The 23,412-nt window shown below is 72.3% G+C and carries 19 protein-coding genes; 9 read left to right on the top strand and 10 right to left on the bottom strand.

Translation table 11 applies throughout. From position 1 onward, the window contains the following. Positions 1 to 191: 191 nt before the first annotated feature. The 3 genes from cobM to TU31_RS08320 all read right to left on the bottom strand — a co-directional run bounded on the left by cobM (position 192) and on the right by TU31_RS08320 (position 2,680). Positions 192 to 968 (bottom strand): precorrin-4 C(11)-methyltransferase, encoded by a 777-nt coding sequence (gene cobM, locus TU31_RS08330; protein ID WP_042151255.1) that lies wholly within the window; start codon positions 966 to 968, stop codon positions 192 to 194. Next, positions 965 to 2,299: a bifunctional cobalt-precorrin-7 (C(5))-methyltransferase/cobalt-precorrin-6B (C(15))-methyltransferase gene (locus tag TU31_RS08325; RefSeq protein WP_042151251.1), complete on the bottom strand. Its 1,335-nt coding sequence runs from the start codon at positions 2,297 to 2,299 to the stop codon at positions 965 to 967. Before TU31_RS08325 ends, cobM begins: the two co-directional genes overlap by 4 nt. A 108-nt stretch (positions 2,300 to 2,407) precedes the next feature. Beyond that, positions 2,408 to 2,680, bottom strand: coding sequence for a hypothetical protein (locus tag TU31_RS08320; RefSeq protein ID WP_042151247.1), 273 nt, complete (start codon positions 2,678 to 2,680; stop codon positions 2,408 to 2,410). A gap of 226 nt (positions 2,681 to 2,906) precedes the next feature. Here TU31_RS08320 and TU31_RS08315 point away from each other — a divergent pair, with 226 nt between their 5' ends. The 3 genes from TU31_RS08315 (at position 2,907) to TU31_RS08305 (ending at position 5,860) form a co-directional block, all read left to right on the top strand. Further along, positions 2,907 to 3,926, top strand: a complete 1,020-nt coding sequence (locus TU31_RS08315; RefSeq protein WP_042151244.1) for a cation diffusion facilitator family transporter — start codon at positions 2,907 to 2,909, stop codon at positions 3,924 to 3,926. Between the two features lie 148 nt (positions 3,927 to 4,074). Continuing rightward, positions 4,075 to 4,677, top strand: a complete 603-nt coding sequence (locus tag TU31_RS08310; protein ID WP_042151241.1) for a hypothetical protein — start codon at positions 4,075 to 4,077, stop codon at positions 4,675 to 4,677. 190 nt (positions 4,678 to 4,867) lie between these two features. Further along, positions 4,868 to 5,860 carry a hypothetical protein gene (locus tag TU31_RS08305; protein ID WP_042151889.1) on the top strand — a complete coding sequence of 331 codons (993 nt, stop codon included), beginning with the start codon at positions 4,868 to 4,870 and terminating at the stop codon, positions 5,858 to 5,860. A gap of 7 nt (positions 5,861 to 5,867) precedes the next feature. On the opposite strand, the gene TU31_RS08300 is transcribed toward TU31_RS08305, so the two are convergent. Beyond that, entirely contained in the window at positions 5,868 to 6,809 is a 942-nt protein-coding gene (locus TU31_RS08300; RefSeq protein ID WP_042151238.1) for an NADP-dependent oxidoreductase, read from the bottom strand. A gap of 318 nt (positions 6,810 to 7,127) precedes the next feature. On the opposite strand from TU31_RS08300, the gene TU31_RS08295 reads away from it, so the two are divergent. Together TU31_RS08295 and TU31_RS08290 are read left to right on the top strand one after the other, a co-directional pair. Beyond that, positions 7,128 to 7,850, top strand: coding sequence for a response regulator transcription factor (locus TU31_RS08295; RefSeq protein WP_042151235.1), 723 nt, complete (start codon positions 7,128 to 7,130; stop codon positions 7,848 to 7,850). Positions 7,851 to 7,989: 139 nt separating this feature from the next. Then, positions 7,990 to 9,147 (top strand): ABC transporter ATP-binding protein, encoded by a 1,158-nt coding sequence (locus tag TU31_RS08290; RefSeq protein WP_042151233.1) that lies wholly within the window; start codon positions 7,990 to 7,992, stop codon positions 9,145 to 9,147. A gap of 141 nt (positions 9,148 to 9,288) precedes the next feature. On the opposite strand, the gene TU31_RS08285 is transcribed toward TU31_RS08290, so the two are convergent. From TU31_RS08285 to TU31_RS08275, 3 genes are read right to left on the bottom strand one after another with little or no spacing between them, the layout of a single operon-like run. Further along, a complete protein-coding gene (locus TU31_RS08285; protein ID WP_042151886.1) occupies positions 9,289 to 10,239 on the bottom strand; it encodes an ABC transporter substrate-binding protein in 951 nt (316 codons plus the stop codon). Next, positions 10,236 to 10,910 (bottom strand): ABC transporter permease, encoded by a 675-nt coding sequence (locus TU31_RS08280; protein ID WP_042151231.1) that lies wholly within the window; start codon positions 10,908 to 10,910, stop codon positions 10,236 to 10,238. The genes TU31_RS08285 and TU31_RS08280 overlap by 4 nt, the downstream gene beginning before the upstream one ends. After that, positions 10,907 to 11,653 carry an ABC transporter permease gene (locus tag TU31_RS08275; RefSeq protein WP_042151228.1) on the bottom strand — a complete coding sequence of 249 codons (747 nt, stop codon included), beginning with the start codon at positions 11,651 to 11,653 and terminating at the stop codon, positions 10,907 to 10,909. Before TU31_RS08275 ends, TU31_RS08280 begins: the two co-directional genes overlap by 4 nt. A 311-nt stretch (positions 11,654 to 11,964) precedes the next feature. On the opposite strand from TU31_RS08275, the gene TU31_RS08270 reads away from it, so the two are divergent. Then, entirely contained in the window at positions 11,965 to 12,792 is an 828-nt protein-coding gene (locus TU31_RS08270) for a polysaccharide deacetylase family protein (RefSeq protein ID WP_042151226.1), read from the top strand. Positions 12,793 to 12,851: 59 nt separating this feature from the next. Here the strand turns inward: TU31_RS08270 and TU31_RS08265 are convergent, their stop codons facing one another. From TU31_RS08265 to TU31_RS08255, 3 genes are all read right to left on the bottom strand, one after another. Further along, on the bottom strand, positions 12,852 to 13,421 hold the full coding sequence (locus tag TU31_RS08265) for a VanZ family protein (RefSeq protein WP_245698451.1): 570 nt from the start codon (positions 13,419 to 13,421) through the stop codon (positions 12,852 to 12,854). Positions 13,422 to 13,591: 170 nt separating this feature from the next. Continuing rightward, entirely contained in the window at positions 13,592 to 14,893 is a 1,302-nt protein-coding gene (locus TU31_RS08260) for an alpha/beta hydrolase (protein WP_042151223.1), read from the bottom strand. Between the two features lie 294 nt (positions 14,894 to 15,187). Beyond that, the gene (locus tag TU31_RS08255) at positions 15,188 to 17,263 is read right to left on the bottom strand and encodes a PhoX family protein (protein WP_042151221.1); all 2,076 of its coding nucleotides are present in this window, start codon (positions 17,261 to 17,263) and stop codon (positions 15,188 to 15,190) included. Positions 17,264 to 17,802: 539 nt separating this feature from the next. On the opposite strand from TU31_RS08255, the gene TU31_RS40220 reads away from it, so the two are divergent. The 3 genes from TU31_RS40220 to metG all read left to right on the top strand — a co-directional run bounded on the left by TU31_RS40220 (position 17,803) and on the right by metG (position 23,323). Further along, positions 17,803 to 19,638, top strand: coding sequence for a VWA domain-containing protein (locus TU31_RS40220; protein ID WP_042151218.1), 1,836 nt, complete (start codon positions 17,803 to 17,805; stop codon positions 19,636 to 19,638). Positions 19,639 to 19,981: 343 nt separating this feature from the next. Next, positions 19,982 to 21,457 carry an MFS transporter gene (locus TU31_RS08245; RefSeq protein ID WP_042151216.1) on the top strand — a complete coding sequence of 492 codons (1,476 nt, stop codon included), beginning with the start codon at positions 19,982 to 19,984 and terminating at the stop codon, positions 21,455 to 21,457. Between the two features lie 150 nt (positions 21,458 to 21,607). Next, positions 21,608 to 23,323 (top strand): methionine--tRNA ligase, encoded by a 1,716-nt coding sequence (gene metG / locus TU31_RS08240; protein ID WP_042151213.1) that lies wholly within the window; start codon positions 21,608 to 21,610, stop codon positions 23,321 to 23,323. Positions 23,324 to 23,412: the final 89 nt, after the last annotated feature.

Here is a 23,412-nt window from a genome sequence, read left to right as displayed (position 1 = left end):
TCGACGCCGACGGCACGGCTTGACGGCCGGCAGAATTCCTCGCGCCCTACCGGTGCTTCGCCATCGCGGCAGGGCCGGCCGGAACCCCGGAACCTCCAGTTCCGGGGTTCACGCATGTCGGGGCCACAATCCAGGCGGAATTCCGGGCGGAAGAACGTCCGCAGCCGCGGGCCACGGCCCGTACGCGCCGGCTACGGGGTCTCCGGCGCCCCGGCGCACGGCAGATGCGGCCGCTCGCGGTCCGCCGAGTAGAGATGGCTGTCGCGGAACTGCTCGGCGCCCAGGGTGCGGCCGACCATGATGACGGCCGTACGGACCACGCCCGCGGCCTTCACCTGATCCGCGATATCGGCGAGGGTGCCGCGCAGGACGAGTTCATCGGGGCGGGAGGCCATCGCGACGACCGCGGCGGGGCAGTCGGCGCCGTAGTGCGGCAGGAGTTCGGCGACGACCCGGTCGACGTACATGGCGGCCAGGTGGAGCACCAGCAGCGCACCGCTGCGCCCGAGGGTGGCGAGGTCCTCGCCCTCCGGCATGGGGGTGGCCCGCTGGGCGACGCGGGTGAGGATGACGGTCTGGCCGACGGTGGGGACGGTCAGTTCGCGCTTGAGGGCGGCCGCCGCCGCGGCGAACGCGGGGACGCCCGGCACCACGTCGTACGGCACACCGGCCGCGTCCAGCCGGCGCATCTGCTCGGCGACCGCGCTGAAGACGGACGGGTCACCGGAGTGCAGCCGGGCCACGTCATGGCCCTCCTCATGGGCGCGCACCATCTCGGCGGTGATCGCGTCGAGGTCCAGCTGCGCGGTGTCGATGAGCCGGGCACCGGGCGGGCACTCCGCGAGCAGCTCCCGCGGCACCAGGCTGCCCGCGTACAGACAGACCCCGCAGGACGCGAGCGTACGGGCGCCGCGCACGGTGATCAGGTCGGCGGCGCCGGGACCCGCGCCGATGAAGTGGACGGTCATGGTTGCTCGGTCTCCTGGGGGACGGCGGTCGGGGACGGGGAGGTGGCCGGCGGCTTCACGGCGGACCACTGGGTGACCGGCATCGCCTGCCGCCAGCCGGTGAAACCGCCGACCGGCACGGCGTGCGCGACCGCGAGCCGCACCAGCTCGCCGCCGTGCCGCCGGTACCAGTCGGCGAGCAGCGCCTCGGACTCCAGCGTCACGGTGTTCGCCACGAGCCGGCCGCCCGCGGGCAGCGCCGCCCAGCACGCGGCCAGCAGGCCGGGGGCGGTCAGCCCGCCGCCGATGAAGACCGCGTCCGGCGTCGGCAGACCGTCCAGCGCGGCGGGCGCGGGGCCGGTGACGACGCGCAGTCCGGGGACGCCGAGCGTGCGCGCGTTCCGGCCGATCCGCTCGGCCCGTACGGGGTCACGCTCGACGCTGACGGCGCGGCAGCCGCGGTGTGCCCGCAGCCACTCGATGGCGATGGAGCCGGAGCCGCCGCCGATGTCCCAGAGGAGTTCACCGGGGGCGGGCGCCAGGGCGGCGAGGGTGGCGGCGCGGACATGGCGCTTGGTGAGCTGGCCGTCGTGCTCGTAGGCGGCGTCGGGGAGACCGGGGACGGTGGAGAGCGGCGGGGTGCCGGGTGCGCGACGGCAGTCGAGGGCGAGGACGTTGAGGGGATCACCGGGCGGCAGGTCCCAGTCCTCGGCGGTGCCCTCGGCCGTCTTCTCCCGCGGGCCGCCGAGCTGCTCCAGTACGCGTATCCGGGTCGGGCCGAAGCCGTGGGCGCGCAGCAGGGCCGCGACCTCGGCGGGGGTCCGGGCACCGGCGGACAGCACCAGCACCCGGCGGCCGTCGTACAGCGCGCGGAGGAGGTTCTCGGCGGGCCGTCCGACGAGCGTGACGACCTCGGTGTCCTCCAGCGGCCAGCCCAGGCGGGCACAGGCGTGGGAGACGGAGGAGGGGTGCGGGAGGATGCGCAGCCCGGGGGCCGGGGGCCCGCCCGCCGTCTCTCCCGCGCCGGTGGCCGCCTGCTCCTGGATCACCTCGGTCAGGGTCCGTCCGATGCCGTAGAACATCGGGTCGCCGCTGGCCAGCACGCACACCCGGCGCCCGGCGTACGCGGCGAGCAGGCCGGGGACGGCGGGCCGCAGCGGCGACGGCCACGGGACGCGCTCGCCGGTGCACTCGGCGGGCAGCAGCGCGAGCTGGCGGGCGCCGCCGATCAGCACCTCGGCGGCGCTCAGGGCCTGCCGGGAGACGGGCGGCAGTCCGTCCCAGCCGTCGGCCCCGATGCCGACGACGGACAGCGGTTCAGGAGCGGCCGGGGCGGGTGGTGCGGGGCTCACTGCCGGATACCTCAGAGGTCGGGAGGGGACGGGGACCGGTCCGGGGGACGGGAGCCGAACTTTACTGACCGGTCGGCTCGCCCCGTCCCTCGGGGAGGCCCGCCGCCCTCACGCCAGCAGGGCGATCAGGAACTGGCCCGCGAACAGGAACGCCGCACAGAAGCCCACCAGCGCCGGCAGCCACTGCCAGATGCCGCGCGGGGAGTCGAAGCAGGCCAGGTAGCCGAGGACGGCGACGGTGCCGAGCAGGGCGCCCAGCCAGAACGTGAGGCCGTCGTGGTGGGTGGACAGGATGGCGACGGCGGCCAGCAGGCCGAGCGGCGCCAGCAGCTGCCCCGTGCCGGGTGCGGGCCGCCGGGTCTCCCCCGTAGCGTTGCTCATGGCGCCGGATGCTACCCGGCAGGAGGGGCCGCGGCGGCGCACCGCGCCAGCCGGGAGCGGATGGCCGAACTCCGTTTCCCGGTTCCGGTCCCGCCCTCCTCCGCACCGCTCTGACCAGGCACGATCGTCCGTTCGACGGTAATGACAACGGTCACCGGTGCAGCCTTTGGATCTTTCGCCGAAGTGCGGTTTGCTTCGCAGCGAGGAGCCAGGAAGGAGCGCGCCGATGACCGAGCACGTCCATAGCCACGGGCACAGCCACAGCCATGCGCACGGTGTCTCACCGGACGCGGACCGGCGCTGGCTGCGGGCCGCGCTGATCCTGCTCACCGCGTACATGGCGGTCGAGGTCGTCATCGGTGTGGTGGCCCAGTCCCTGGCGCTGATCTCGGACGCCGCCCATATGCTCACCGACGCGGTCTCGATCGTGCTGGCCCTGATCGCGATGCGGCTGGCCGCGCGGCCGGCCCGCGGTGGCTACACCTACGGGCTCAAGCGCGCCGAGATCCTCTCCGCGCAGGCCAACGGCATCACCTTGCTGCTGCTGTCGGCCTGGCTGGGGTACGAGGCCGTCGAGCGGCTGATCTCGCCGCCGAAGGTGGGCGGCGGGCTGGTGCTGGTGACCGCGCTGTCCGGGATCGTGGTCAATCTGATCTGCACCTGGCTGCTGTCCAGGGCCAACCGCTCCAGCCTGAACGTCGAGGGTGCCTATCAGCACATCCTCACCGACCTGTTCGGGTTCGTCGCCACCGCCGTCGCCGGTCTGGTCGTGCTGACGACGGGCTTCGAGCGGGCCGACGCGATCGCCACGCTCGTGGTCGTCGCGCTGATGCTGCGGGCCGGTACGGGGCTGGTGCGGGAGTCCGGCCGGATCTTCATGGAGGCCGCGCCGGCCGGCATCGATCCCGACGCGCTGGGCGATCATCTGGTGGCCGCGGACGAGGTCGTCGAGGTGCATGACCTGCACATCTGGCAGATCACCTCCGGGCAGCCGGCGCTCTCCGCGCACATCTTGGTGGCGCCGGGCGGCGACTGCCACAAGGTCCGCCGCAGTCTTCAGGAGCTGCTGAGCGGGGAGTACGGCATCACCCACGCCACCCTCCAGGTCGATCATGTCGGCGAACAGGGCGCACCCGATGAGCTGCTGACGCTGAGTCCGCGGCCCGGTCCCGGCCCGGAGCAGCCGGCCGGCCACTGCGAGGACGCGCACGGTCCGGTGCACCGGCCGGGGCCGCACCGGCACTGAGCGCCCGGGCCGCGACGGCCCGGGCGGTGGGTGCGCCGCGGAAGCCTGAGCCGTGCGCCGCTCCCGCGGCCCCCTCACTCGGGTGAACCCGGCCCGGGAGCGGGCCGCCTGCCGCCCGTCGAGACGGCCGCGATGCTCGGATGACGGCATGAGAACCGCCGTTGTCTGCGCGCTGCTGTGCGCCGCCACGCTCCACGCACCGTCCGCCGCCGCGTCCGCCGCGAAGGCCCCGCCCGCCGTCTCGGTCACGGTGTCGGTGACCGACGGCGCCGACGCCCCCGAGTCCGGCAAACGGCTCGACTACCGCATCACCGTGCACAACCTGGGTGCCTCGGAGGTGCACGACGCCCGGATCGAGCAGCGGATGCCGGCCACCACGACCTCGGCGACCGCGCCCGGCGGCCGGGTCGAAGGGGACGGCGTGGGCGAGCAGAAGGTGATCTGGCGCTCCGATCTGCCCGCGCACGACATCCGGGTCTTCACCGCCACGGCCGTGCTCGGCGGCCACGCAGAACCCGCCGCCTCCGCCGCCCCCGGCACCCGGCGCCCCGCCGCCACGGTCTGTGTCTACGTCGGCGAGTCCTTCGCCCCCACGGCCTGCTCGGGCGATGTGGACGACCTGCCGGAGAGCACCCCGGAGAGCGAGGGCGACAGCTGGATGGGATGGGCGGTGGGCGCCGGGGCCACCGCGCTGCTCGGGCCGGGGGTGGTGCGGGCGGTCCGGCGGCGGCGCGTGGCGCGGGCGGGCTGAGGCGGGGGCACGGGCGGGCCGGGGCGGTTGGCCGCACGCCCGGTCACCCATTGGCACCGGCCCCGGTCGCGGGCGACGGAGGTTCCCATTTGCCTGGGAGATGGCCGTAGCGCGCGTCCTGCGGAGCTCCGCCGGCCCGGCCGGTCCGTGGAACGCGCCCCAGTCCGCCGTGCAGGAAGGACCGGACGCGATGTCAGCGAGCGCACCCGTACGCGCGGGCGGGCGAATGACACCGCGGTCCTCGCACGGGCCGCGACGACGCGGACGGGCGCTGGCCGGTGGGGTGTTGCTGCTGGTGGGGGCGTTGCTGCTGCCGTTGAGCCTGGCCGCGATCTGGGCGCGGGCCGAGCTGACCGAGACCGACGGCTATGTGGCGGCGGTGGCGCCGCTGGCCGGGAACGCCGCCGTCCAGGAGGCGGTCGTCGACGATGTGACGGACGGCGTGATGGCGCACGTCCGGCTCGACGGGCTGCTGAAGGCCGTACCGCGCGCCGAGCGTCCCGCGGTGCGCCGGCACTTCACCCGCGGGATCCGCCAGTTCGTGGAGAAGCAGGTGCGGCAGGTCGTCACCGGGCGCGGCTTTCGCGCGGTGTGGAACGGGGTGCACCGGACCGCCCACCGGACGCTGGACGGCCGGCTGGCCGCTTCCGGCCGGTCCCCGGTCACGCTGGACCTCACCCCGGTCGTGGAACGCGTCAAGCGTCAGCTGTCCCACAACGGCATGGGGCTCGACCTCCTGCGGCGGGTGCCGCGGGCCGGGGTGGAGATCGTGCTGCTGAAGGCCCCGGACGTGCCCCGGATCCGGGCCGTCTACGAGGTCGTCCGCACCGGGGCGCTGCTGCTGCCGCCGGCCGCGGCCCTGTGTCTGACCGGCGGGCTGCTGCTGGCGCGGCGCCGGCGGCGGGCGCTGATCTGGGCCGGGCTGGGCTGTGCGGCGGCCGCCGGGCTGCTGGCCGCGGCGCTCGCGCTGGTCCGCAGCCGCACCCTGGACGCGCTGCCCGCCATGGTCTCCCGGCCGGCCGCGGGAGCCTACGCCGACGCGCTCACCGGACCGCTGCGCACCGGGGTCTGGCTGGTCATCGGCGCGGGGACGCTGACCGCCGCGCTGGCCGCTGCGGGACCGCCGGCGGTCCGGGCGCTGCGTGCCCGCCGGTCCGCGGCGCGCATCGGCGCCGGCTCCTGACCGCCGCTCAGATCGCCAGGACGGTCTTCCCCTGTGCCCGGCCGGTGCGGCTGGCCGCCAGGGCGTCCGGCGCCTCTTCCAGGGAGACCTCACGGCCCACGAGGACCGTCAGACGGCCCGCGTCGACCTGGCCGGCGAGGATCTCCAACAGCTGCGGGGAGGGGCGGTTGACGAAGTTGAAGCCGCGGAGGTTGTGCTCGGTGAGTTCGTCCGCGTCGGCCGATCCGATCAGCGAGACGGCGGTGCCCCCGTCGCGCACGGTCCGGGTCAGTGCGGCGAACTCGGTGGGGCCGCTGGTCATGTCGATCAGCACATCGACACCGTCCGGATGGATCGCGAGGACCTGGTCGGCGATCGGGCCCGCGGTGTGGTCGACGGTCTCGGCGGCGCCCAGCGTACGCATCAGCTCCGCCTTGGCCGGGCGGGCGGTGGCGATCACCTCGGCACCGCGGCCGGCCGCGAGCTGGGTGACGAAGGTGCCGACGCCGCCGGTCGCGCCGACGATCAGCACCCTTCTGCCCTCGGCGATCCGGGTCTCCTCGACCAGGTTGTACGCGGTCATCCCGGCCGTCGGCACGGCCGCGGAGGTGGCGTAGGTGACGCTGCGGGCGGCGTGCGCGATCCGCTCCTCGTCGGCAACGGCGAGCTCGCAGTACGACCCGCCGCCCTGCTTCGGCCGCTGGAACTGGCCGAACACCGCGTCGCCGATGGTGAACCGCCGCACCCCGCTGCCGATGGCGAGCACCTCGCCCGCCCCGTCCGACCCCAGGACGAGGGGGAAAGCGGCCGGCACGGCATCGCCGAACATCCCGTCGGCGAGCTTCCAGTCGACGGGGTTGAGTCCGGCGGCGGCCAGCCGCACCAGGACCTCACCGGGCCCTGGTTCGGGCTGCGGCAGCTCCATGAGCTGCGGCTGTTCACCGAATGCGCTGACTGCTACGGCTCTCATCGTGGCGCTCCCTTCCACCTTCCGACCGGTGGCCGAAGTGGATCGTAAGCACGCCGGCCGGGCCGGAGGCGGCAGGAGGAGAGGCGGTGCGGCGGAAGCAACTCGTACGGCCCCGCGCCCCGGGGCTGTCCGGCCCAGGTTCGCCGTGGCGCGGTCGCACGGGCCGCAGCGACCCGGTCGGCGGTCCGCGTCACCGGCGCGGCCCAGGGGCCCGCGCCGGGTGCCGCTCGGCGCCAGCCTGGTGAATTCCCCGGCCCCGGCGTCGCGGCGCACGGAGTTCGGCTCGCCAGCGGCTCCGCCTCGGGTACACATGACGCCATGCGCGTTCTGGTGGTGGAGGACGAGGAGTGCCTCGCGGACATGATCGCCGCGGAGCTGCGCCGCGCCGCGATCGTGGTGGACATCGCTCACGACGGCCGCGCGGCACTGGCCGGACTGCGGCTCGGCGGGTACGACGTGCTCGTCCTGGACCGCGAGCTGCCCGCACCGCACGGTGCCGCCCTCCGCCGGTATGTGGTGGCAGAGCGGCTGCCGACCCGGGTGCTGCTGCTCACCGCGGCCGGTCCGGACGACCGGGCGGCGGACCCGGCACCGGCCGCGGACGACTGGCTGGCCAAGCCCTTCGTCCCCGAGGAGTTGCTCGCCCGGGTCGTCTCGCTGGGCCGGCCCGCCCGCCGCGCCGAGCCGCAGATCATCGAGCGGGCCGGCGTCACCGTCGACACCGCGCGCGGGCTGGCCGCCCGCGACGGCCGCCCGCTGGCGCTGTCGCGTACGGAGTTCGGGGTGCTCGAAGTGCTGCTGCGCGCACAGGGCGCGGTGGTCAGCGGCGACGAGCTGATCGAGGAGGTGTGGGAGGAACACACCAGCTACGGCGGCAACGCCGTACGCGTCACCCTCGGCGCCCTGCGGGCCAAGCTCGGCGACCCGCCGGTGATCGAGGCGGTGCCGGGCGGCGGGTACCGGATGGCCGACGGGCCGGGGACGGAAGGGCCGGGGGCGGGCGGCGAGCCGGAGCCGGGTGCCCGGCGGGCGGGGGTCTGAGGGGCAGTCACTCCGGATCCGGTGGCCGGGGCAGGGGACTGGGGGCTGGGCGCGGGGGCCAGGCAATGGCCGCCGGGCCCGCCCCACCCGATTGCCCGCATGACAGGTCCGGGCGGGGGCCGCGGGATTCAATGGGGCGATGATCCGGTTCGACTCGGTCACCAAGCGCTACCCCGACGGGACCACCGCCGTCGACGGCCTCTCCTTCGAGGTCGGCGAGGGGGAGTTGGTGACGCTGGTCGGGCCCTCGGGCTGCGGCAAGACGACGACCATGATGATGGTCAACCGGCTCATCGACCCCACGCACGGGCGGATCTACGTCGACGGTGCGGACATCGCCGGCGTCGACCCGGTCACCCTGCGCCGCGGGATCGGCTATGTCATCCAGCAGACCGGCCTCTTCCCGCACCGCACCGTCCTCGACAACACCGCGACCGTGCCCTTTCTGACCGGCTGGAAGAGGGCCAAGGCCCGCGCACGGGCCGCCGAACTCCTGGATCTCGTCGGTCTGGACCCGGCCGTCTACGGCCCGCGCTACCCCGAGCAGCTCTCCGGCGGCCAGCGCCAGCGGGTCGGGGTGGCCCGTGCGCTCGCCGCCGACCCGCCGGTGCTGTTGATGGACGAGCCGTTCGGCGCGGTCGACCCGGTCGTCCGCGACCGGCTCCAGAAGGAGTTCCTGCGGCTTCAGGCCGATCTGCACAAGACGGTGCTGCTGGTCACCCATGACATCGAGGAAGCCATCCGGCTCGGCGACCGGATCGCGGTCTACGGAGCCGGCCGGATCGAGCAGTACGACACCCCCGCGAGCGTCCTCGGTGCCCCCGCGACCCCCTATGTCGCCGAATTCGTCGGTACCGACCGTGCGTTGAAGCAGCTCTCGGTCACCGGGATCGACCGTGGTGACCTCGAACGCCCGCCGTTCGTCCGGCTCGGCGAACCCGCCGCGGGCGCCAGGGCACGGCTGCGGGCCGAGGGCGCCCGCTGGGCGGTGGTACTCGACGAGGACGGCGCACTGCACGGCTGGGTGGCCACCGAGGAGCTGACCGGCGGGGAGGGCACGGTCGCCGGTCACGCCCGCCGGATGGAGGCCTGGGTGCCGGTGACCGGCACCCTCAAGGCGGCCTTCAGCGAGATGCTCAAGCACGACGCCGGCTGGATCGCGGTCCTGGACGGCCACCGGTTCCTGGGCGTCCTCACCCCGACCAAGCTCCATGAGGCCTTGCGCCGCACCATCGGTTCGGACGAGCGAGGAGTACCGCGGGAGCGGGCCGAGGTGGACTCGGTCCCCACGGAGTGAAAGCGCCGGGAGGGGCGTTTCACGTGAAACGCCCGGCCTGCCTCCCTGCGCGGCGTTTCACGTGAAACACCGGCCCTGTCACCGCGCGCATCACAGGCACGGTCACCGCGCACCGCCCCCCCCCACGCCGCCCGCGCGGTGTCAGCTCTTGGGCAACAGCCCTTTGGACTTCAGGTAGTTGCGCGCCACGTCCGCCGGCAGCCGCCGCCAGCTGTCCACCTGCTCGTTGAGATACGCCAGATCGGCAGTGGACAGCACCTTGTTGAGGCGGTTGAGCGCGGCGGCCGGCCCCGCTCCGCCCGCACGGGCGCGGTTCACGACGGGGAGGACGTAATCGGCGTTCTGAAGCTTCTTGTCGTCGGTGAGCAGCACCAGGCCGAACCGGTCGAGGGTGGCATCGGTGCTGGTGGTGAGCACCATCTGGTCCTGCCCGTTCTGCACGGCCTGTTTGGCGGGTGTGGTGCCGACGCCCTTCGGGTCGATGGCGGTGATGTTGATCCCGTAGCGCTTCTTCAGCCCCGGCGCGCAGAACGGCCGCTGGACGCATTCATCGCCCGCGGCCAGCCGCACCGGAAGCTTGGCGCGGCCCAGATCGCTGAGGGTCTTGAGGTGGTGCTCGCGAGCGTAGGCGGCGCTCACCGCGAAGGCGTTCTGGTCGACGGCCCGGCCGGCCGGGAGCACGGTCAGACCGCGCGGGCCGGCGAGCCGGCGCAGCGCGGCCATGGTGGCACCGATGTCGGGCGAGGCCACCGGCGCCGCCTTGGAGCCCTTGTTCTTGGCGTTGAGCCAGTCCGCGAAGGTGGCGGCGTACTCGGGCACGACATCGATCTGCCCCACCTCCAAGGCGGGTTCGTACAGCTCGCGGTTGCCGACGGTCACGACATGGGTCCGGTACCCGGCGTGGTCGAGCAGCGCCGCGTACATCTGGGCGAGCAGCTCGCTCTCGGTGAAGCCGGCCGAGCCGATGGTCAGTTCGTGGCTGTCGCCGGGGGAGGCGGTGATCGCGGCGCGGGTCTCCAGGGAGGGGCCGCTGGTGCAGGCCGCGAGCCCGAGGGCGATGACGGCCGCAACGGCGGCGGCAGTGACCCTCATCGAGCCCGTCCGCGGGCCCACCCCGGTGCCCACCGCTGGGCCAGCTCGAAGGCGGCCTCCATCAGCAGCGCGAACACCGCGACCAGCACCGCTCCGGCGACCACCTGCGGGGTGCTGGCCAGGTTGAACCCGGCGGTGATGATCCGGCCGAGCCCGCCGCCGCCCACCAGCGCGGCGAGCGTGGCGGTGGCCACCAGCTGCACCGCGGCGATCCGGATCCCGGTCAGGACGAGCGGAAAGGCGAGCGGCACCTCGACCCGCCACACCAGCTGGGTGCCGGTCATCCCCATGCCCCGGGCGGCTCGCACCACGTTCTGGTCCACCTCACGCATCCCGACATACGCATTGGTCAGCAGCGGCGGAATCGCGAACAACACCAGCGCGATGATGGTCGGCCACTGCCCGTGCCGTCCAATCGGGGTGAGCAGCAGCAGGACGAGGACGGCGAAGGTCGGCACCGCGCGGCCGATGTTGGCGAGGTTGACGGCCAGCGCCCCGCCGCGGCCGAGGTGGCCGAGGGTCAGGGCGACCGGCAGCGCGATCAGGGCGCTGATGACCAGACAGCAGAAGGTGAGCACGAGGTGCTGTTCGAGGCGGTGCCAGACGCCGTTCTCACCGGACCAGTTGGCGGCGGTGGTCAGCCATCTCCAGACCGCGGAGACGGTGTTCATGTCCGCCGCCCGAGGGCCGCGACCAGGCGCTTCGGTCCGGTGGCGGCCCGGGCCCGCACCGCCCGCCGGCTCGCCCGGCGCCAGGGGGTGAGCAGCCGTTCCACCCCGAGCAGCAGCAGATCGAAGGCCACCGCGAGAAGCACACAGAGCACGGACGCGGTGAGCACCTGTGCCTTGAAGAACGCGTTCATGCCGGCGTAGATGAGGTTGCCCAGTCCGCCGTATCCGACGATGGCGCCGACGGTGGTGAGCGCGACCGCCGAGACCGTGGCGATCCGCAGCCCGGCCATCGCCGCCGGCACGGCCAGCGGCAGTTCGACGGTCAGCAGTTGGCGCATCGGCCCGTACCCCATGCCCCGGGCGGCTTCCGTGGCCTCGGCGGGCACCCCGTCCAGGCCCGCCAGGATGTTCCGCACGAGCAGGGTGAGCGAGTAGAGCGCGAGGCCGACCACCACGAGGGTGGCGGAGAGCCCGTAGACCGGCAGCAGCAGCGAGAACATCGCCAGCGACGGGATCGTGTAGAGGACCGTGGTGATGCCGAGCACTGGCCCGACCGTCCAGCGTCTGCGCCGGGCGAGCAGCGCCAGCGGGACCGCGATCACCAGCCCGAGCGCCACCGAGAACACCGTCAGCTGGAGGTGCTGGAGGAGCGCGTCGAGGAGGATCTGCCGACGGGTGCTCAGGTAGTCGCCGCAGATCCAGTCGTTGTGCGCCAGGCAGTCGTCCGGCGGCGGTGCGGTCACGGTACGAGTCCACCGCGGTGGGGGCGGGGTGTCGCGGCGGACGCGTCCGATCGGGGTGGGCGCGAGACGGCCTCCGTCGCCGTACGTCCCACCCGCTCCCGCCACCCCTCCGTCCGCACGTCCCTTCCCGTACACACCCCACGTATACACGCAGTGTGTACTGCCTATGTATAGTCCCCAGGATCCCTACGACAGCTGCTCCCGCGGGTCGGCGCGGCGGGGCCACGCTCCGTACGCGTCGACTTCGTCATGCCCGAAAGCGCAGGTCGCGGGCTCGCTGTCGCACCCCTCGCACGCGAAGAGAGACCCGTATGCCGAAGTCGATATCCGCGGCCCGCCGCACCCTCCTCGCCGGGCTGCTGACGGCCACGTCCCTGGTCCTGGCCCTCAGCGGCTGCGCCACCTACGACGTCACCACCCCGGCCGACGCCCGCGCCGACGCACCGGCGGCCGACGTCCGGGCGAAGGACACCGCGGACGCCGCGGCCGAGGACGGCAAGGCCCCGCGGGGCACGGCCGGTGACGCCGTCGACTGCCGCAAGGCCAAGTGCGTCGCGCTCACCTTCGACGCGGGCCCCAGCGAGCACACCAACCGCCTGCTGGACATCCTCAAGAAGGAGAAGGTCCACGCGACCTTCTTCATGCTCGGCGAGAACCACGTGGTAAAGCGGCCCGCCGAGGTGAAGCGGATCGACGCCGAGGGCCATGAACCGGCCAACCACACCTGGTCGCACCAGATTTTGACCGACATCCCGGCCACATCGGCCAAGCGCGAGATGTCCCGCCTCCAGGACGCGGTCCGCAAGATCACCGGCAAGACACCCCGGCTGATGCGCCCGCCGCAGGGCAGGACCGATGAGACGGTCTCCGAAATCAGCAAGGACCTCGGCCTGGCGCAGGTCCTGTGGAGCGTGACCGCCAAGGACTACCAGACCAACGATTCGGCCCTGATCACCAAGCGGGTGCTCGAACAGACCGAGCGCGACGGCATCATCCTGCTGCACGACATCTACCGGGGAACCGTGCCGGCCGTCCCCGGCATCCTCAAGGAGCTGAAGAAGCGCGGCTACACGATCGTCACGGTCTCCCAGCTGCTCTCCCCGGCGAAGCCGGAACCAGGCATGGTCTACCGCCCGTAGCGCGGCCGGGGCGCGCGGCACGAGGTGCGCGCCACGGCCGGAATCGGCCGGGCCCTACGTCACGCCGACCCGGCCCCGGGGGCCTTGGCCGGCCCCGCCGTCCCCTTGCCGCCGAGCCGGTGCCACCAGTGCCGGCGCCGCGGATGCACGGCCCGGCCCAACCGCCGCCCCAGCAGCAGATAGCCGAGCAGCGCACCGGCGCAGTTGAGGATCACATCGTCGATGTCGAAGGCCCGGCCGGTGATCAGCGCTCCCTGCACCAGCTCCACCAGCAGCATCACCAGCGCGGTCGCCGCCCCCACCCGCAGCAGCCCGCGGGCCCGCGGCTCCAGCACCGGCAGCAGCACCCCGAACGGCAGACCCAGCACGACATTGCCGCCGAGCTGTTTGACGGTGTCGGCCAGGTGCGGCTGCGCCAGGTAGCCCCGGATCGAGTCGCCGGGGCGGAGGTTGGGGTGGGTCAGCGGCACCGACGCCGCCGACGGGGTCAGCGTGACCCGTGCCAGCGCCGCCGCGAACGCCACCATCGCGGCGAACGCCAGTACCAGCAGCAGGATCCGGACGGCCAGCGGGGCCCGCGCGGCCGCTGGTGACCAGGCCGCCTCCTCGCCCTCTCGCGTACGCGCCATGAGAACTCCCCGGTGTGCGTGACGGACGGTGCGTCCAAGGGAATGGCGGTTACCCGAGGCACCCCGGATCATGCGGAACGGTCCACTCCCCGCCCGCCGCCGGCTCTCGGCACACACATGCGACAGGGGCGCCGGACAGCTCCGGCGCCCCTGTTCAGCTCACTCGCGGCTCACCTCTGGGGGCGCTCCGCCTCCACCCGTCGGCGGCCCTTGTTGTCGTCGGACGCCGACGGTGCCGGGGACGGCGTGGTCCGCTGCCCCGGGGCGCCGCCCTTCCCCACACCCGGCTTGCGCTGCGGGAGCGCCTCCGTGTCCTGGGGGAACGTCAGCTGCTGGCTCTGCCACTGAAGGGCGGGCACGACCTCCCGCCGCCAGGTCGTGAACTGGTGGCTGCCCTGCGGCAGGATGATCGACTCGGTCGTCATCGGCGACTTGGCCGCCCGCAGGAACTTCATGGTGTCGCCGTAGTCCGCCTCGCCCTTACGGCTGCTGGCGACCAGCGCGGAGATCTGCGGCGCGGGCAGGTGCTTCAGCCGCCACAGCAGGTCGTGCTCGCGCTCGCGCCGGGCGCCCTCCGGACCGGGGCCGAAGAGGCTGCCGGTGGTCAGGTCGTCCTTGATCGCGTAGTCACCGGAGAGCGAGACCGCCGAGGTGTAGACCTTCGGGTTCCGCATCGCCAGCTGCAACGAGCAGGTGCCGCCGGACGAGTAGCCGAACGCGCCCCAGGCGCTGGGGTCCCGGCCCACCCGGTAGGCCGACTTCATGGCGTCCGGCAGGTCCTTGGTGAAGAACGTCTCGGCCTGCGGCCCGCCCGGCACATCCACACACTCGGTGTCGCGCGGCGGGGCGATCGTCGGCCGGACCATCACGATCACGGTCGGCTGCATCTTGCCCTGCGCGATCAGCCGGCCGGCGTTCTGCGGCACCTGGAGGTGCTGTGCGAGGTTCATGATCCCGCCGGGGTAGCCGCTGATGACGACCATGACGGGGAACCGCTGCCGGCGGAACTGCTGCTGGAAGTACTGCGGCGGGAGATAGACGAAGCCCGGGTTGATGGCCCGGCTGCGACGGCCGATGATCTTCACGGACTCGACCTTGCCCACCCGGTCGGCGGGCCCCTTGGGCAGTCCGGTCACCCGGTCGAGCCCCTGCGGACCGGCCGGCTGGACCAGTCCGCCCTTGAGGTTGCCGACCGAGGTGTACTGGCCGCCGCCCTGGCTCAGGGAGGCCGGCGCCTCATCGGTGTTGCCCAGGAGTTCGTCCCAGTTGCCGTAGAACTCGTAGTTCGTGTTCACGGCGAGGGCGAGCGCACACACGATCGACACCTGGGTGACCACGATCGCGCCCAGCCGGCCGAGGACGGCCGCCACGCCGCGCCGCGCCAGCCGGGGCCAGAGCCAGACCGTGGCGGCGACACAGAGCACCGCCAGCACGATCACCGTGTATTCGAGCGACTGACTGGTCAGCCCCATGCGCCCACATCTCCCGTCACCCTCGGAAGGGTTCTTGCCTTCTTAACCGGCCGCCTTAGGCACAACGGACGGCTCCGGACAATGGTCACCGGAGAAGACGGGCACACCTGCGCATCGGATACCTGAGCGACACACTTCTTACCCTGCTCTTGCCACATCGTTTCCGCGGCGTGATGTGGCGGGGCGGGAGGAACCGCCGGGGAGCCTCGCGGGGCGGGCACGGGGGTCACGGGACGGGACGGCGCCCATGGGGGCAGGAGCCGGTCCCCGCCCCCATGGGCACCTGCCCTTCCCTCACATGCCGATGTCCCGCCCGTCCTTCCGCCACACACCCACCACGGAGGGTCGGACCAACTCCCCTTCCCCGTCCGGCCATTGCGACGCGGGCCGCTCCACACTGGCCCCGTCCACCTCACCCGGGTGCTGCACGGCGACCAGCACCCGCCGCTCCTGTACGACCGGCCCGCAGGTCTCGGCCCCCGTGGGCACCGTCAGGAACTGCCGGACCTCACCCCGCCGTTCTCCTGCGGTCGCCACCCCGAACAGTCCGTCATGGCTCCCCAGCGCATTTCCGTCGGTCGATATCCAGAGATTTCCGTGCACATCAAAGGTGATGTTGTCCGGGCAGGAAATCGGGCTGACCTGGTCCTTGGGGAATCCGCCGAAATAGGTCGCCGGGTCCTCCGGATCACCGCAGACCAGGAAGAGCCGCCAGTCGAAACGGTCCGCCGCCGGATCGTCCCACCGCTCACTCAGTTCCAGGACCTGCCCGTGCTTGTTCTCCTTGCGCGGATTGGGCTCGTCCGCCGGAGCCTTGCCCGTCTTCCCCCGGTCGCTGTTATTGGTCAGGGCGATATAGACCCGCCCGGTCCGCGGGCTGGGCTCGACATCCTCCGGCCGGTCCATCTTCGTGGCGCCCACCTTGTCGGCGGCCATCCGGGTGAAGACATAGACCTCTTCCGCCGTCATTCCCGGCACATGCGAGGTGTCGCCGCTCGCCAGCGGAATCCACTCCCCCGACCCGTCGAACTCGCCGTCCTTCGGCAGCTTGCCCGACCCGTCGATCTCCCCCGCCGCACTGTCACCGGTGAACCTGGCGACATAGAGCGTCCCCTCGTCCAGCAGCGTCCGGTTGTGCTCCCGCGCGGCCCGTGACGTCCCGCGCTTCATCCGCCGGGCGGAGACGAACTTGTAGAAGTAATCGAACTTCTCGTCATCGCCCATGTAGAGAACGGGCCGGCCGTCCGCCGTCAGCCTCGGTTCGGCCGCCTCGTGCTTGAACCGCCCCAGCGCCGTCAGCTTCCGCGGTGTCGACTCGGGATCGTACGGGTCGATTTCCACAACCCAGCCGAAGCGGTGCGGCTCATTCGGCTCCCGCACGACATCGAAGCGCTTGTCGAAACGCTCCCACTTGCGCTGGCTCGCCCCGCCGGTGATGCCGTACCGCTTGAGCCGGGCCACCGCCGTCGGATCGGTGACACTGCCCCCGTTGGCGAAATACTGGTTGAAATTCTCCTCGCCGGACAGCACCGTCCCCCACGGGGTGATGCCACCGCCGCAGTTGTTGAGCGTCCCCAGAATGCGCGTCCCCTCGGGGTCGGCGGACGTCTTCAGCAGGTCGCTGCCCGCCGCGGGGCCGGTGACCTCGAACGGCGTGGTGCCGGTGATCCGCCGGTTGAGCCGGTGCCGGGACACCGCCGCCAGCCGCCCGCTGTGCCGCTCCTCCTGGACGACCAGTACGGACAGCCCGTGGGCCGCCCAGCCGATCTCGGCCTGCTCCCGCGTCGGCGCCTCCGCGTCGTACCCGGCGAACATCAGCTGCTCGTCGGTGTACTCGTGATTGATCACCATCAGCTGCCGGTGCCGCTCGCCCGGCACGTCCAGCACGGCCATGTAGTCGTTGTTGTAACCGAACTGCCCCGCCTGCGCCTTCGCCGACTGCCGGTCCGGGTCGAAGGCCGGCGCCCCGCGCAAAATCGGGTCGCCCCACCGGATGACGATGTTCTGCGCGTGCCCCTCGGGGACGACCACCGCGTCGGCCGTGTTCGGCGCCACGGTGGCGAACCGCAGCCCGCGCGCCGCCTTGTGGCCCTTCCCGCCCCGGGACTCCTGACCGGGCTTGGACGCCGCGACGGCCGGCGGCGCCCCCACGCCGCCCACCGCGCCGCCGGCCGCCGCCGCCACTGTCACGACCGCGGCGGCCCGCACCATCGAACGCCGGGACAGCGCACCGGCGATGACCTCACCGACGTAGGCGTTGTCGCTCGTGTTCGGCGTCTCGTGGAAGCAGGCGTCACCACAGCGGTACCGGCACGTCATGGCCGAACGCCCACCAGGATGCGAGCCGATCAACGGCAGGAACTTGCGCACATTTCCCCCTCTTTAGCGGAGTCGAACGAGGTCGAACGGTGTGCGGCGCGGACAAAAGGATGCGCGCCGTCGTTCGGTTCGCGGTCATGGTTCGCCGTGACGCTAAACGGGCCGATCCGCCGCATGACGACGCAAACATGAACAGACGGTGAATCCAAGGGGACGGCAGGCCCGCCCGGCACCGTACGAGGGGTCAATCCCAGTTCCAGAGAGGGCAAAACGACGCAAACGACGGCGGCCCGGAGCGCGGTAAGGATTCAGTCCGGTATCGAAAATTCCGCACCGGGCCGTGCGCCGCGGAGGTGTGCACACGGCCGATCAACCTCGTACGCAGGACCGATGTCTCCCCGGCGGAACTCCGGCGCCCCGGCCGAAACCCACTGGCCCGTCACAGCCCCCGGATGGCCCACCACACAAGGCGCGGGGTCCCACGATGAGGCCGGTCCCGGCCGCTACCCTTACGTATCCGTCCTGGTCAGGGACATGTCCGTGCGTCACGGACATACGCCGCACCCAGCACCCGCAAGAGAGGTTCGCCGATGGGCATTCGGAGTCTGCTGCGCAACGCTTTCGGTCGCTCCAAGGCGACCCGTGAAGAAACCGGCGCGGCCCCGAGCGGCGCCGACAAGCCGGAGTCCGCGACCATCCCGGAGGCCCGCGAGGAGTCCACACCGGCCCCCGCCACCCCGGAAGCCGAGGTTCCGGCCGCCCGGACGGCCCCCACGGAGGCCCCCGCCGCCGACCCGGCACCGACGACCCCGACGCTGCCCGCCCAGGGCAGCCGCGCGGACCGTGCGGAGCGGGCGGCGGAGAGCTCCCCGGTCCGGGAGGAGCCCGCGGCGGCCGAGGAGGCCGCCGGTCGGGACGCGGCCGGGGTACGGGAGGAGCCGGCGGCCGACGACGCGACCGCGGCGGCCACCCCGTCCGCACCGGTCGAGGCCATCGAGACGGCCGAAGCGGTTGAGGACCCTGCGGCGGAGGCCGCCGGGGAGGCGGCTGCGGCCGAGACTGCCGCTACCGAAGAAGCCGCCGAGCAGGCCGTCGCGGCCGGTACGAGCGACAAGGACGAGCCCGCGGCGGACGTCTCACCGGCCCCCGCCACCGAGCAGGCCACCGGCGACACCGTCGCTGATCTCGTGAGCAAGGCCTTCGACAACCCGGGCGCGGCGGCGGCCGGCACCGAGGCGGAGGCGGAGGCCGCTGAGCCGGAGGCCGAGGCAAAGGCTGAGGTCGAGGCGGAGGCGGAGGTCGTCGCGGAGGTCGAGGCGAAGCCGGCCGCGAAGGCCGAGCCGGCGGCCGACGCCGTCGAGCCGGAGCCCGAGGTGGCGGCGGAGCCGGAGCAGAAGGGGGCGGCCACGCCGGAACCCGTGAAGGAGCCGGAGGCCGAGGCGAAGCCCGCGGCCGACGCGAAGCCCAAGGACGAGCCGAAGGCCACGGACCTGCCCAAGGACGAGCCGGAGCCCAAGGACGAGCCGAAGGCCACGGACCTGCCCAAGGACGAGCCGGAGCCCAAGGACGAGCCGAAGGCCGCAGCGCCCAAGACGGACGCCCCCAAGACGGCGGAGCCCACGAAGGCCGAGCCGGAGCCCGCAGCACCGAAGGCCGACCAGGCCCCCGCCGACCAGCCCCAGCCCCAGGCCGAGGCCGTCACCGCTTCCACCGCCGCGGCCTCGCTCCCCACTACCGCCCCCGCCCTCGTCAGCCTCTACAAGGCCGCGGGCAGCACCTTGGAGAAGCACGGCCTCGCCACCCAGCGCGCCGCCGTCTACCTGGTCCTGGACCGCTCCGGCTCGATGCGTCCCTACTACAAGGACGGCACCGTCCAGAACCTCGCCGAGCAGGCCCTCGGCCTCTCCGCGCACCTCGACGACGACGCCACCGTGCCGGTGATCTTCTTCTCCACCGACATCGACGGCACCGCCGACCTCGACCTCACCAACTACGAGGGCCGTATCGAGGAACTGCACGCCGGTCTCGGCCACATGGGCCGTACGAACTACCACTGGGCCATCAACGCGGTCGTCGACCACTACAAGAAGTCCGGCGCCACCGCCCCGGCCTTCGTCATCTTCCAGACGGACGGCGCCCCGACCTCCAAGCCGGCCGCCGAGAAGGCGCTCTGCGAGGCGGCCGGGCTCCCCATCTTCTGGCAGTTCATCGGCTTCGGTGACCCGGACGCCAAGGGCTTCGACTTCCTCCGCAAGCTCGACGACCTGGCCGTCCCGGAGAAGCGCGCCGTCGACAACGCCGGCTTCTTCCACGCCGGCCGCGACCCGCGCAGCCTCTCCCACGACGAGCTCTACCAGCAGCTGATGGTCGAGTTCCCCGAGTGGCTCACCGAGGCCCGCGCGGCCGGCGTCCTCAAGGACAGCTGACCGCCTCGCCACCACCACACCCGACACCTCACCGGCCGCGGCCGGGCTCCCACGGGCCCGGCCGCGGCCGCTGTCGTGTGCGCACTCCTGACCTCGGCGCCGATGCGCACCACAAGAGGCGAGGCCCCGCGCCCCTCCCTACGCTGAATGGGTGAAGTGCTCCGTTTGATCCGGTTGCTCCGGGCGGGAGCGGCGGGGTGGCCGGGGTGGCCGTACCAGCCGAGCGAGGCGGGTCGTGATGAGTGACGCGAGCCAAGAGGGAGGACCCGCTCCCCCTCCCCGGACCACTACTCCCCGCTGGGCCGCACCGGCGAAGCCCGATCCACGGCGCTGGTGGGGCCTTGTGGTGATTGCGATCGCGCAGTTGATGGTGGTGCTGGACGCGACCATCGTGAACATCGCCCTGCCGTCGGCCCAGCGGGATCTGGGGATGTCGGACGCCAACCGGCAGTGGGTGATCACCGCGTACACGCTGGCGTTCGGCGGGCTGCTGCTGCTCGGCGGGCGGATCGCCGACCTGGTGGGACGGAAGAAGACGTTCATGATCGGGCTGGTCGGGTTCGCCGTCGCGTCGGGGCTGGGAGGTGCGGCCACCGGGTCCGGGCTGTTGTTCGGGGCGCGGGCGCTGCAGGGCGCCTTCGGTGCGCTGCTGGCACCGTCCGCGCTGTCGCTGCTCACCACGACGTTCACCATCGGGAAGGAGCGAAGCAAGGCCTTCGGGATCTACGGGGCCATCGCGGGCGGTGGCGCGGCCATCGGACTGATCGCCGGCGGGCTGCTGACCGAGTACCTGAACTGGCGCTGGTGCCTGTACGTGAACGTACCGATCGCGGTGATCGCCTTCCTGGGCGCTTCGGTGTTTCTGCACGACAAGCCGGAGCGGGACCGCGTACAGCTGGACATTCCGGGTGCGGTGCTGGGCTGCGGCGGTCTGGTCGCGATCGTCTACGGGTGCAGTGAGGCGGAGCCACGGGGGTGGGGAGACGGGCTGGTCATCGGTCTGCTGGCGGGCGGGGTGGCGCTGCTGGCCGTCTTCGGCTGGTGGCAGTCGCGGGCGCCGCATCCCCTCCTGCCGCTGCACATCGTGCGGGACCGCAATCGCGGCGGCGCCTTCCTGACCATGGCGCTGGCGGTCATCGCGATGTTCGGGATGTTCCTGTTCATGACCTACTACCTCCAGACCGTGCTCGGCTATTCACCGGTCCGGACCGGGATGGCCTTCCTGCCGATGGTGGCGGCGATCGTGGTCGGCTCGACGCAGATCTCGGCGCGGCTGCTGCACCGCATCCCGCCACGCTTCCTGATGGTCCCGGGCGCGCTGCTGGCCGCCGCGGGGCTCTTCACCCTGCGGTATCTGACGGCCGAGCCCGCGTATGTGTCGCATGTGCTGCCGGCCATGCTGCTCGTCGGGCTCGGCATGGGCCTGATCTTCATGCCGGTGATGGCGACGGCCACGTCCGGGGTGGCCCCGCACGACTCCGGAGTCACCTCCGCGACCGTCAACACGGCGCAGCAGGTGGGCGGTTCGATCGGTACGGCGCTGCTGAACACCATCGCCACCTCGGCGAGTGCGGTGTTCATCGCGGATCATCTGGCGGAGGCGGCCCGGAAGGGCGACGGGCTCGGGCTCACCCCGGCGGTGCGGGACCAGATCGTCAAGGACGGGGTGGTGCACGGGTTCAATGTCGCCATCGGGGTGGCGTCGGCGATCATGCTGCTCGCCGCGCTCGTCGCCGGACTCCTGGTCAACGGCCGGGCGGCGAAGCCCGGCCGGTCCCCGGCGGCGGACGGCGCCGAGTCGGCGGACGCGGCCGTGTGAGCGCGGGCCGCGGCGGACGGCGGAGGGGGTGAGCAGGGACTCGGTCCGGCGCCGAAATACCCGCGCGGTCACCCCTGCCCCGTCCAGTACGATATTGACGTTCCGTAAAGCAAATCCTCACTCACCGTAGCGACTTGGGAGCAGCCGGCAATGGCTCGACACCTCATCACCAGCGCCCTTCCGTATATCAACGGGATCAAGCACCTGGGCAACATGGTGGGGTCCATGCTCCCGGCCGATGTCTATGCCCGGTATATGCGGCAGCGCGGGCACGATGTCCTCTACATCTGCGCGACGGACGAGCACGGGACCCCTGCGGAGCTGGCGGCGAAGGACGCGGGCCAGTCGGTCGACGCGTTCTGTGCGGAGCAGCACGACAAGCAGAAGGCCATCTACGAGGGCTTCGGCCTCGAATTCGACTACTTCGGCCGGAGCTCGTCGCGGGAGAACGTGGAGCTGACGCAGCACTTCGCGCGCAAGCTGCACGAGAACGGCTTCATCGAGGAGCGGGCGATCCGCCAGGTCTTCTCGATCGCCGACGACCGCTTCCTGCCGGACCGCTACATCGTCGGAACGTGTCCGCACTGCGGCTACGACAAGGCGCGCGGCGACCAGTGCGAGAACTGCACCCGGGTGCTCGACCCGACCGACCTGATCGATGCCCGCTCGGCGATCAGCGGCAGCGGTGATCTGGAGGTGCGCGAGACCAAGCACCTCTTCCTGCTCCAGTCGAAGCTTCAGCACGAGGTCGAGGGCTGGCTGGAGGGCAACGGCAGCAAGGAATGGCCGACGCTGGCCTCGTCCATCGCGCACAAGTGGCTGACGGAGGGCCTCCAGGACCGGGCCATCACCCGTGACCTGGACTGGGGCGTTCCGGTGCCGGCCGATGTGTGGCCGGAGCTGGCGGCCGAGGGCAAGGTCTTCTACGTCTGGTTCGACGCGCCGATCGAGTACATCGGCTCGACGAAGGAGTGGGCGGACGTCGACCCGGAGAACCGCGACTGGAAGTCGTGGTGGTACGAGGCCGAGGACGTCCGGTACACGGAGTTCATGGCCAAGGACAATGTGCCGTTCCACTCCGTGATGTTCCCGGCGACCCAGCTGGGCACCCGCGAGCCGTGGAAGAAGGTCGACTTCCTCAAGGCCTTCAACTGGCTCAACTACTACGGCGGGAAGTTCTCCACCTCCCAGCGGCGCGGCATCTTCACGGACGCGGCGCTGGAGCTGCTGCCGGCCGACTACTGGCGCTACTTCCTGATCGCCAACGCCCCGGAGTCCGACGACACCTCCTTCACCTGGGAGCTGTTCGCGTCCTCGGTCAACAAGGACCTGGCGGACACCCTCGGCAACTTCGTCAACCGGGTGCTGTCCTTCTCCCGGAAGCGGTTCGGTGACGAGGTGCCCGCGGGCGCCGAGGCCGGGGCCGCGGAGCAGAAGCTGGGCGAGGAGATCGCCGGGCTGCTGGCGGAGTACGAGGGCCACATGGAGGCCCTGCAGTTCCGCAAGGCCGCGGCGTCGCTGCGTGCCCTGTGGAGCGCGGGCAACTCCTACCTGGAGGAGAAGGCCCCGTGGCTGGAGATCAAGACCGACAAGGACGCCGCGGCCCTGACGCTGCGTACGGCGATGAACCTGATCCATCTGTACGCGATCGTCTCCGAGCCGTTCATCCCGTCGTCGGCCAAGGCGATGCGGGGCGCCTTCGCGCTGGAGAACGACACGGCGGTGTGGGTCTCCCAGGAGGAGGCGAAGGCGCTGGCCTCGGTGCCGGCCGGAACTCCCTTCACGGTGCCGCCGGTGCTCTTCGCGAAGATCACCGAGGACGACCTGGAGGCCTACCGCGAGCGCTTCGGCGGCGCGGAGCAGTGATCCCCGCCTGACCGCGGCCGGCTCCGCGGCCAGAGCAGCAAGCAAGCGCGCCCGTCCGGCCCTCAGGCCGGGCGGGCGCCCGCATGTGT

It is taken from the genome of Streptomyces lydicamycinicus, assembly GCF_000829715.2.
In the GTDB taxonomy this organism is placed as follows: Bacteria; Actinomycetota; Actinomycetes; order Streptomycetales; family Streptomycetaceae; genus Streptomyces; species Streptomyces lydicamycinicus.
This window is presented reverse-complemented; position numbering and strand designations above follow the sequence as displayed.

Coding starts and splice junctions, on each gene's coding strand:
- cobM (WP_042151255.1), bottom strand. CDS start 968: ATGACCGTCCACTTCATCGGCGCGGGTCCCGGCGCCGCCGACCTGATC.
- TU31_RS08320 (WP_042151247.1), bottom strand. CDS start 2,680: ATGAGCAACGCTACGGGGGAGACCCGGCGGCCCGCACCCGGCACGGGG.
- TU31_RS08315 (WP_042151244.1), top strand. CDS start 2,907: ATGACCGAGCACGTCCATAGCCACGGGCACAGCCACAGCCATGCGCAC.
- TU31_RS08310 (WP_042151241.1), top strand. CDS start 4,075: ATGAGAACCGCCGTTGTCTGCGCGCTGCTGTGCGCCGCCACGCTCCAC.
- TU31_RS08305 (WP_042151889.1), top strand. CDS start 4,868: ATGTCAGCGAGCGCACCCGTACGCGCGGGCGGGCGAATGACACCGCGG.
- TU31_RS08300 (WP_042151238.1), bottom strand. CDS start 6,809: ATGAGAGCCGTAGCAGTCAGCGCATTCGGTGAACAGCCGCAGCTCATG.
- TU31_RS08295 (WP_042151235.1), top strand. CDS start 7,128: ATGCGCGTTCTGGTGGTGGAGGACGAGGAGTGCCTCGCGGACATGATC.
- TU31_RS08290 (WP_042151233.1), top strand. CDS start 7,990: ATGATCCGGTTCGACTCGGTCACCAAGCGCTACCCCGACGGGACCACC.
- TU31_RS08285 (WP_042151886.1), bottom strand. CDS start 10,239: ATGAGGGTCACTGCCGCCGCCGTTGCGGCCGTCATCGCCCTCGGGCTC.
- TU31_RS08280 (WP_042151231.1), bottom strand. CDS start 10,910: ATGAACACCGTCTCCGCGGTCTGGAGATGGCTGACCACCGCCGCCAAC.
- TU31_RS08270 (WP_042151226.1), top strand. CDS start 11,965: ATGCCGAAGTCGATATCCGCGGCCCGCCGCACCCTCCTCGCCGGGCTG.
- TU31_RS08265 (WP_245698451.1), bottom strand. CDS start 13,421: ATGGCGCGTACGCGAGAGGGCGAGGAGGCGGCCTGGTCACCAGCGGCC.
- TU31_RS08260 (WP_042151223.1), bottom strand. CDS start 14,893: ATGGGGCTGACCAGTCAGTCGCTCGAATACACGGTGATCGTGCTGGCG.
- TU31_RS40220 (WP_042151218.1), top strand. CDS start 17,803: ATGGGCATTCGGAGTCTGCTGCGCAACGCTTTCGGTCGCTCCAAGGCG.
- metG (WP_042151213.1), top strand. CDS start 21,608: ATGGCTCGACACCTCATCACCAGCGCCCTTCCGTATATCAACGGGATC.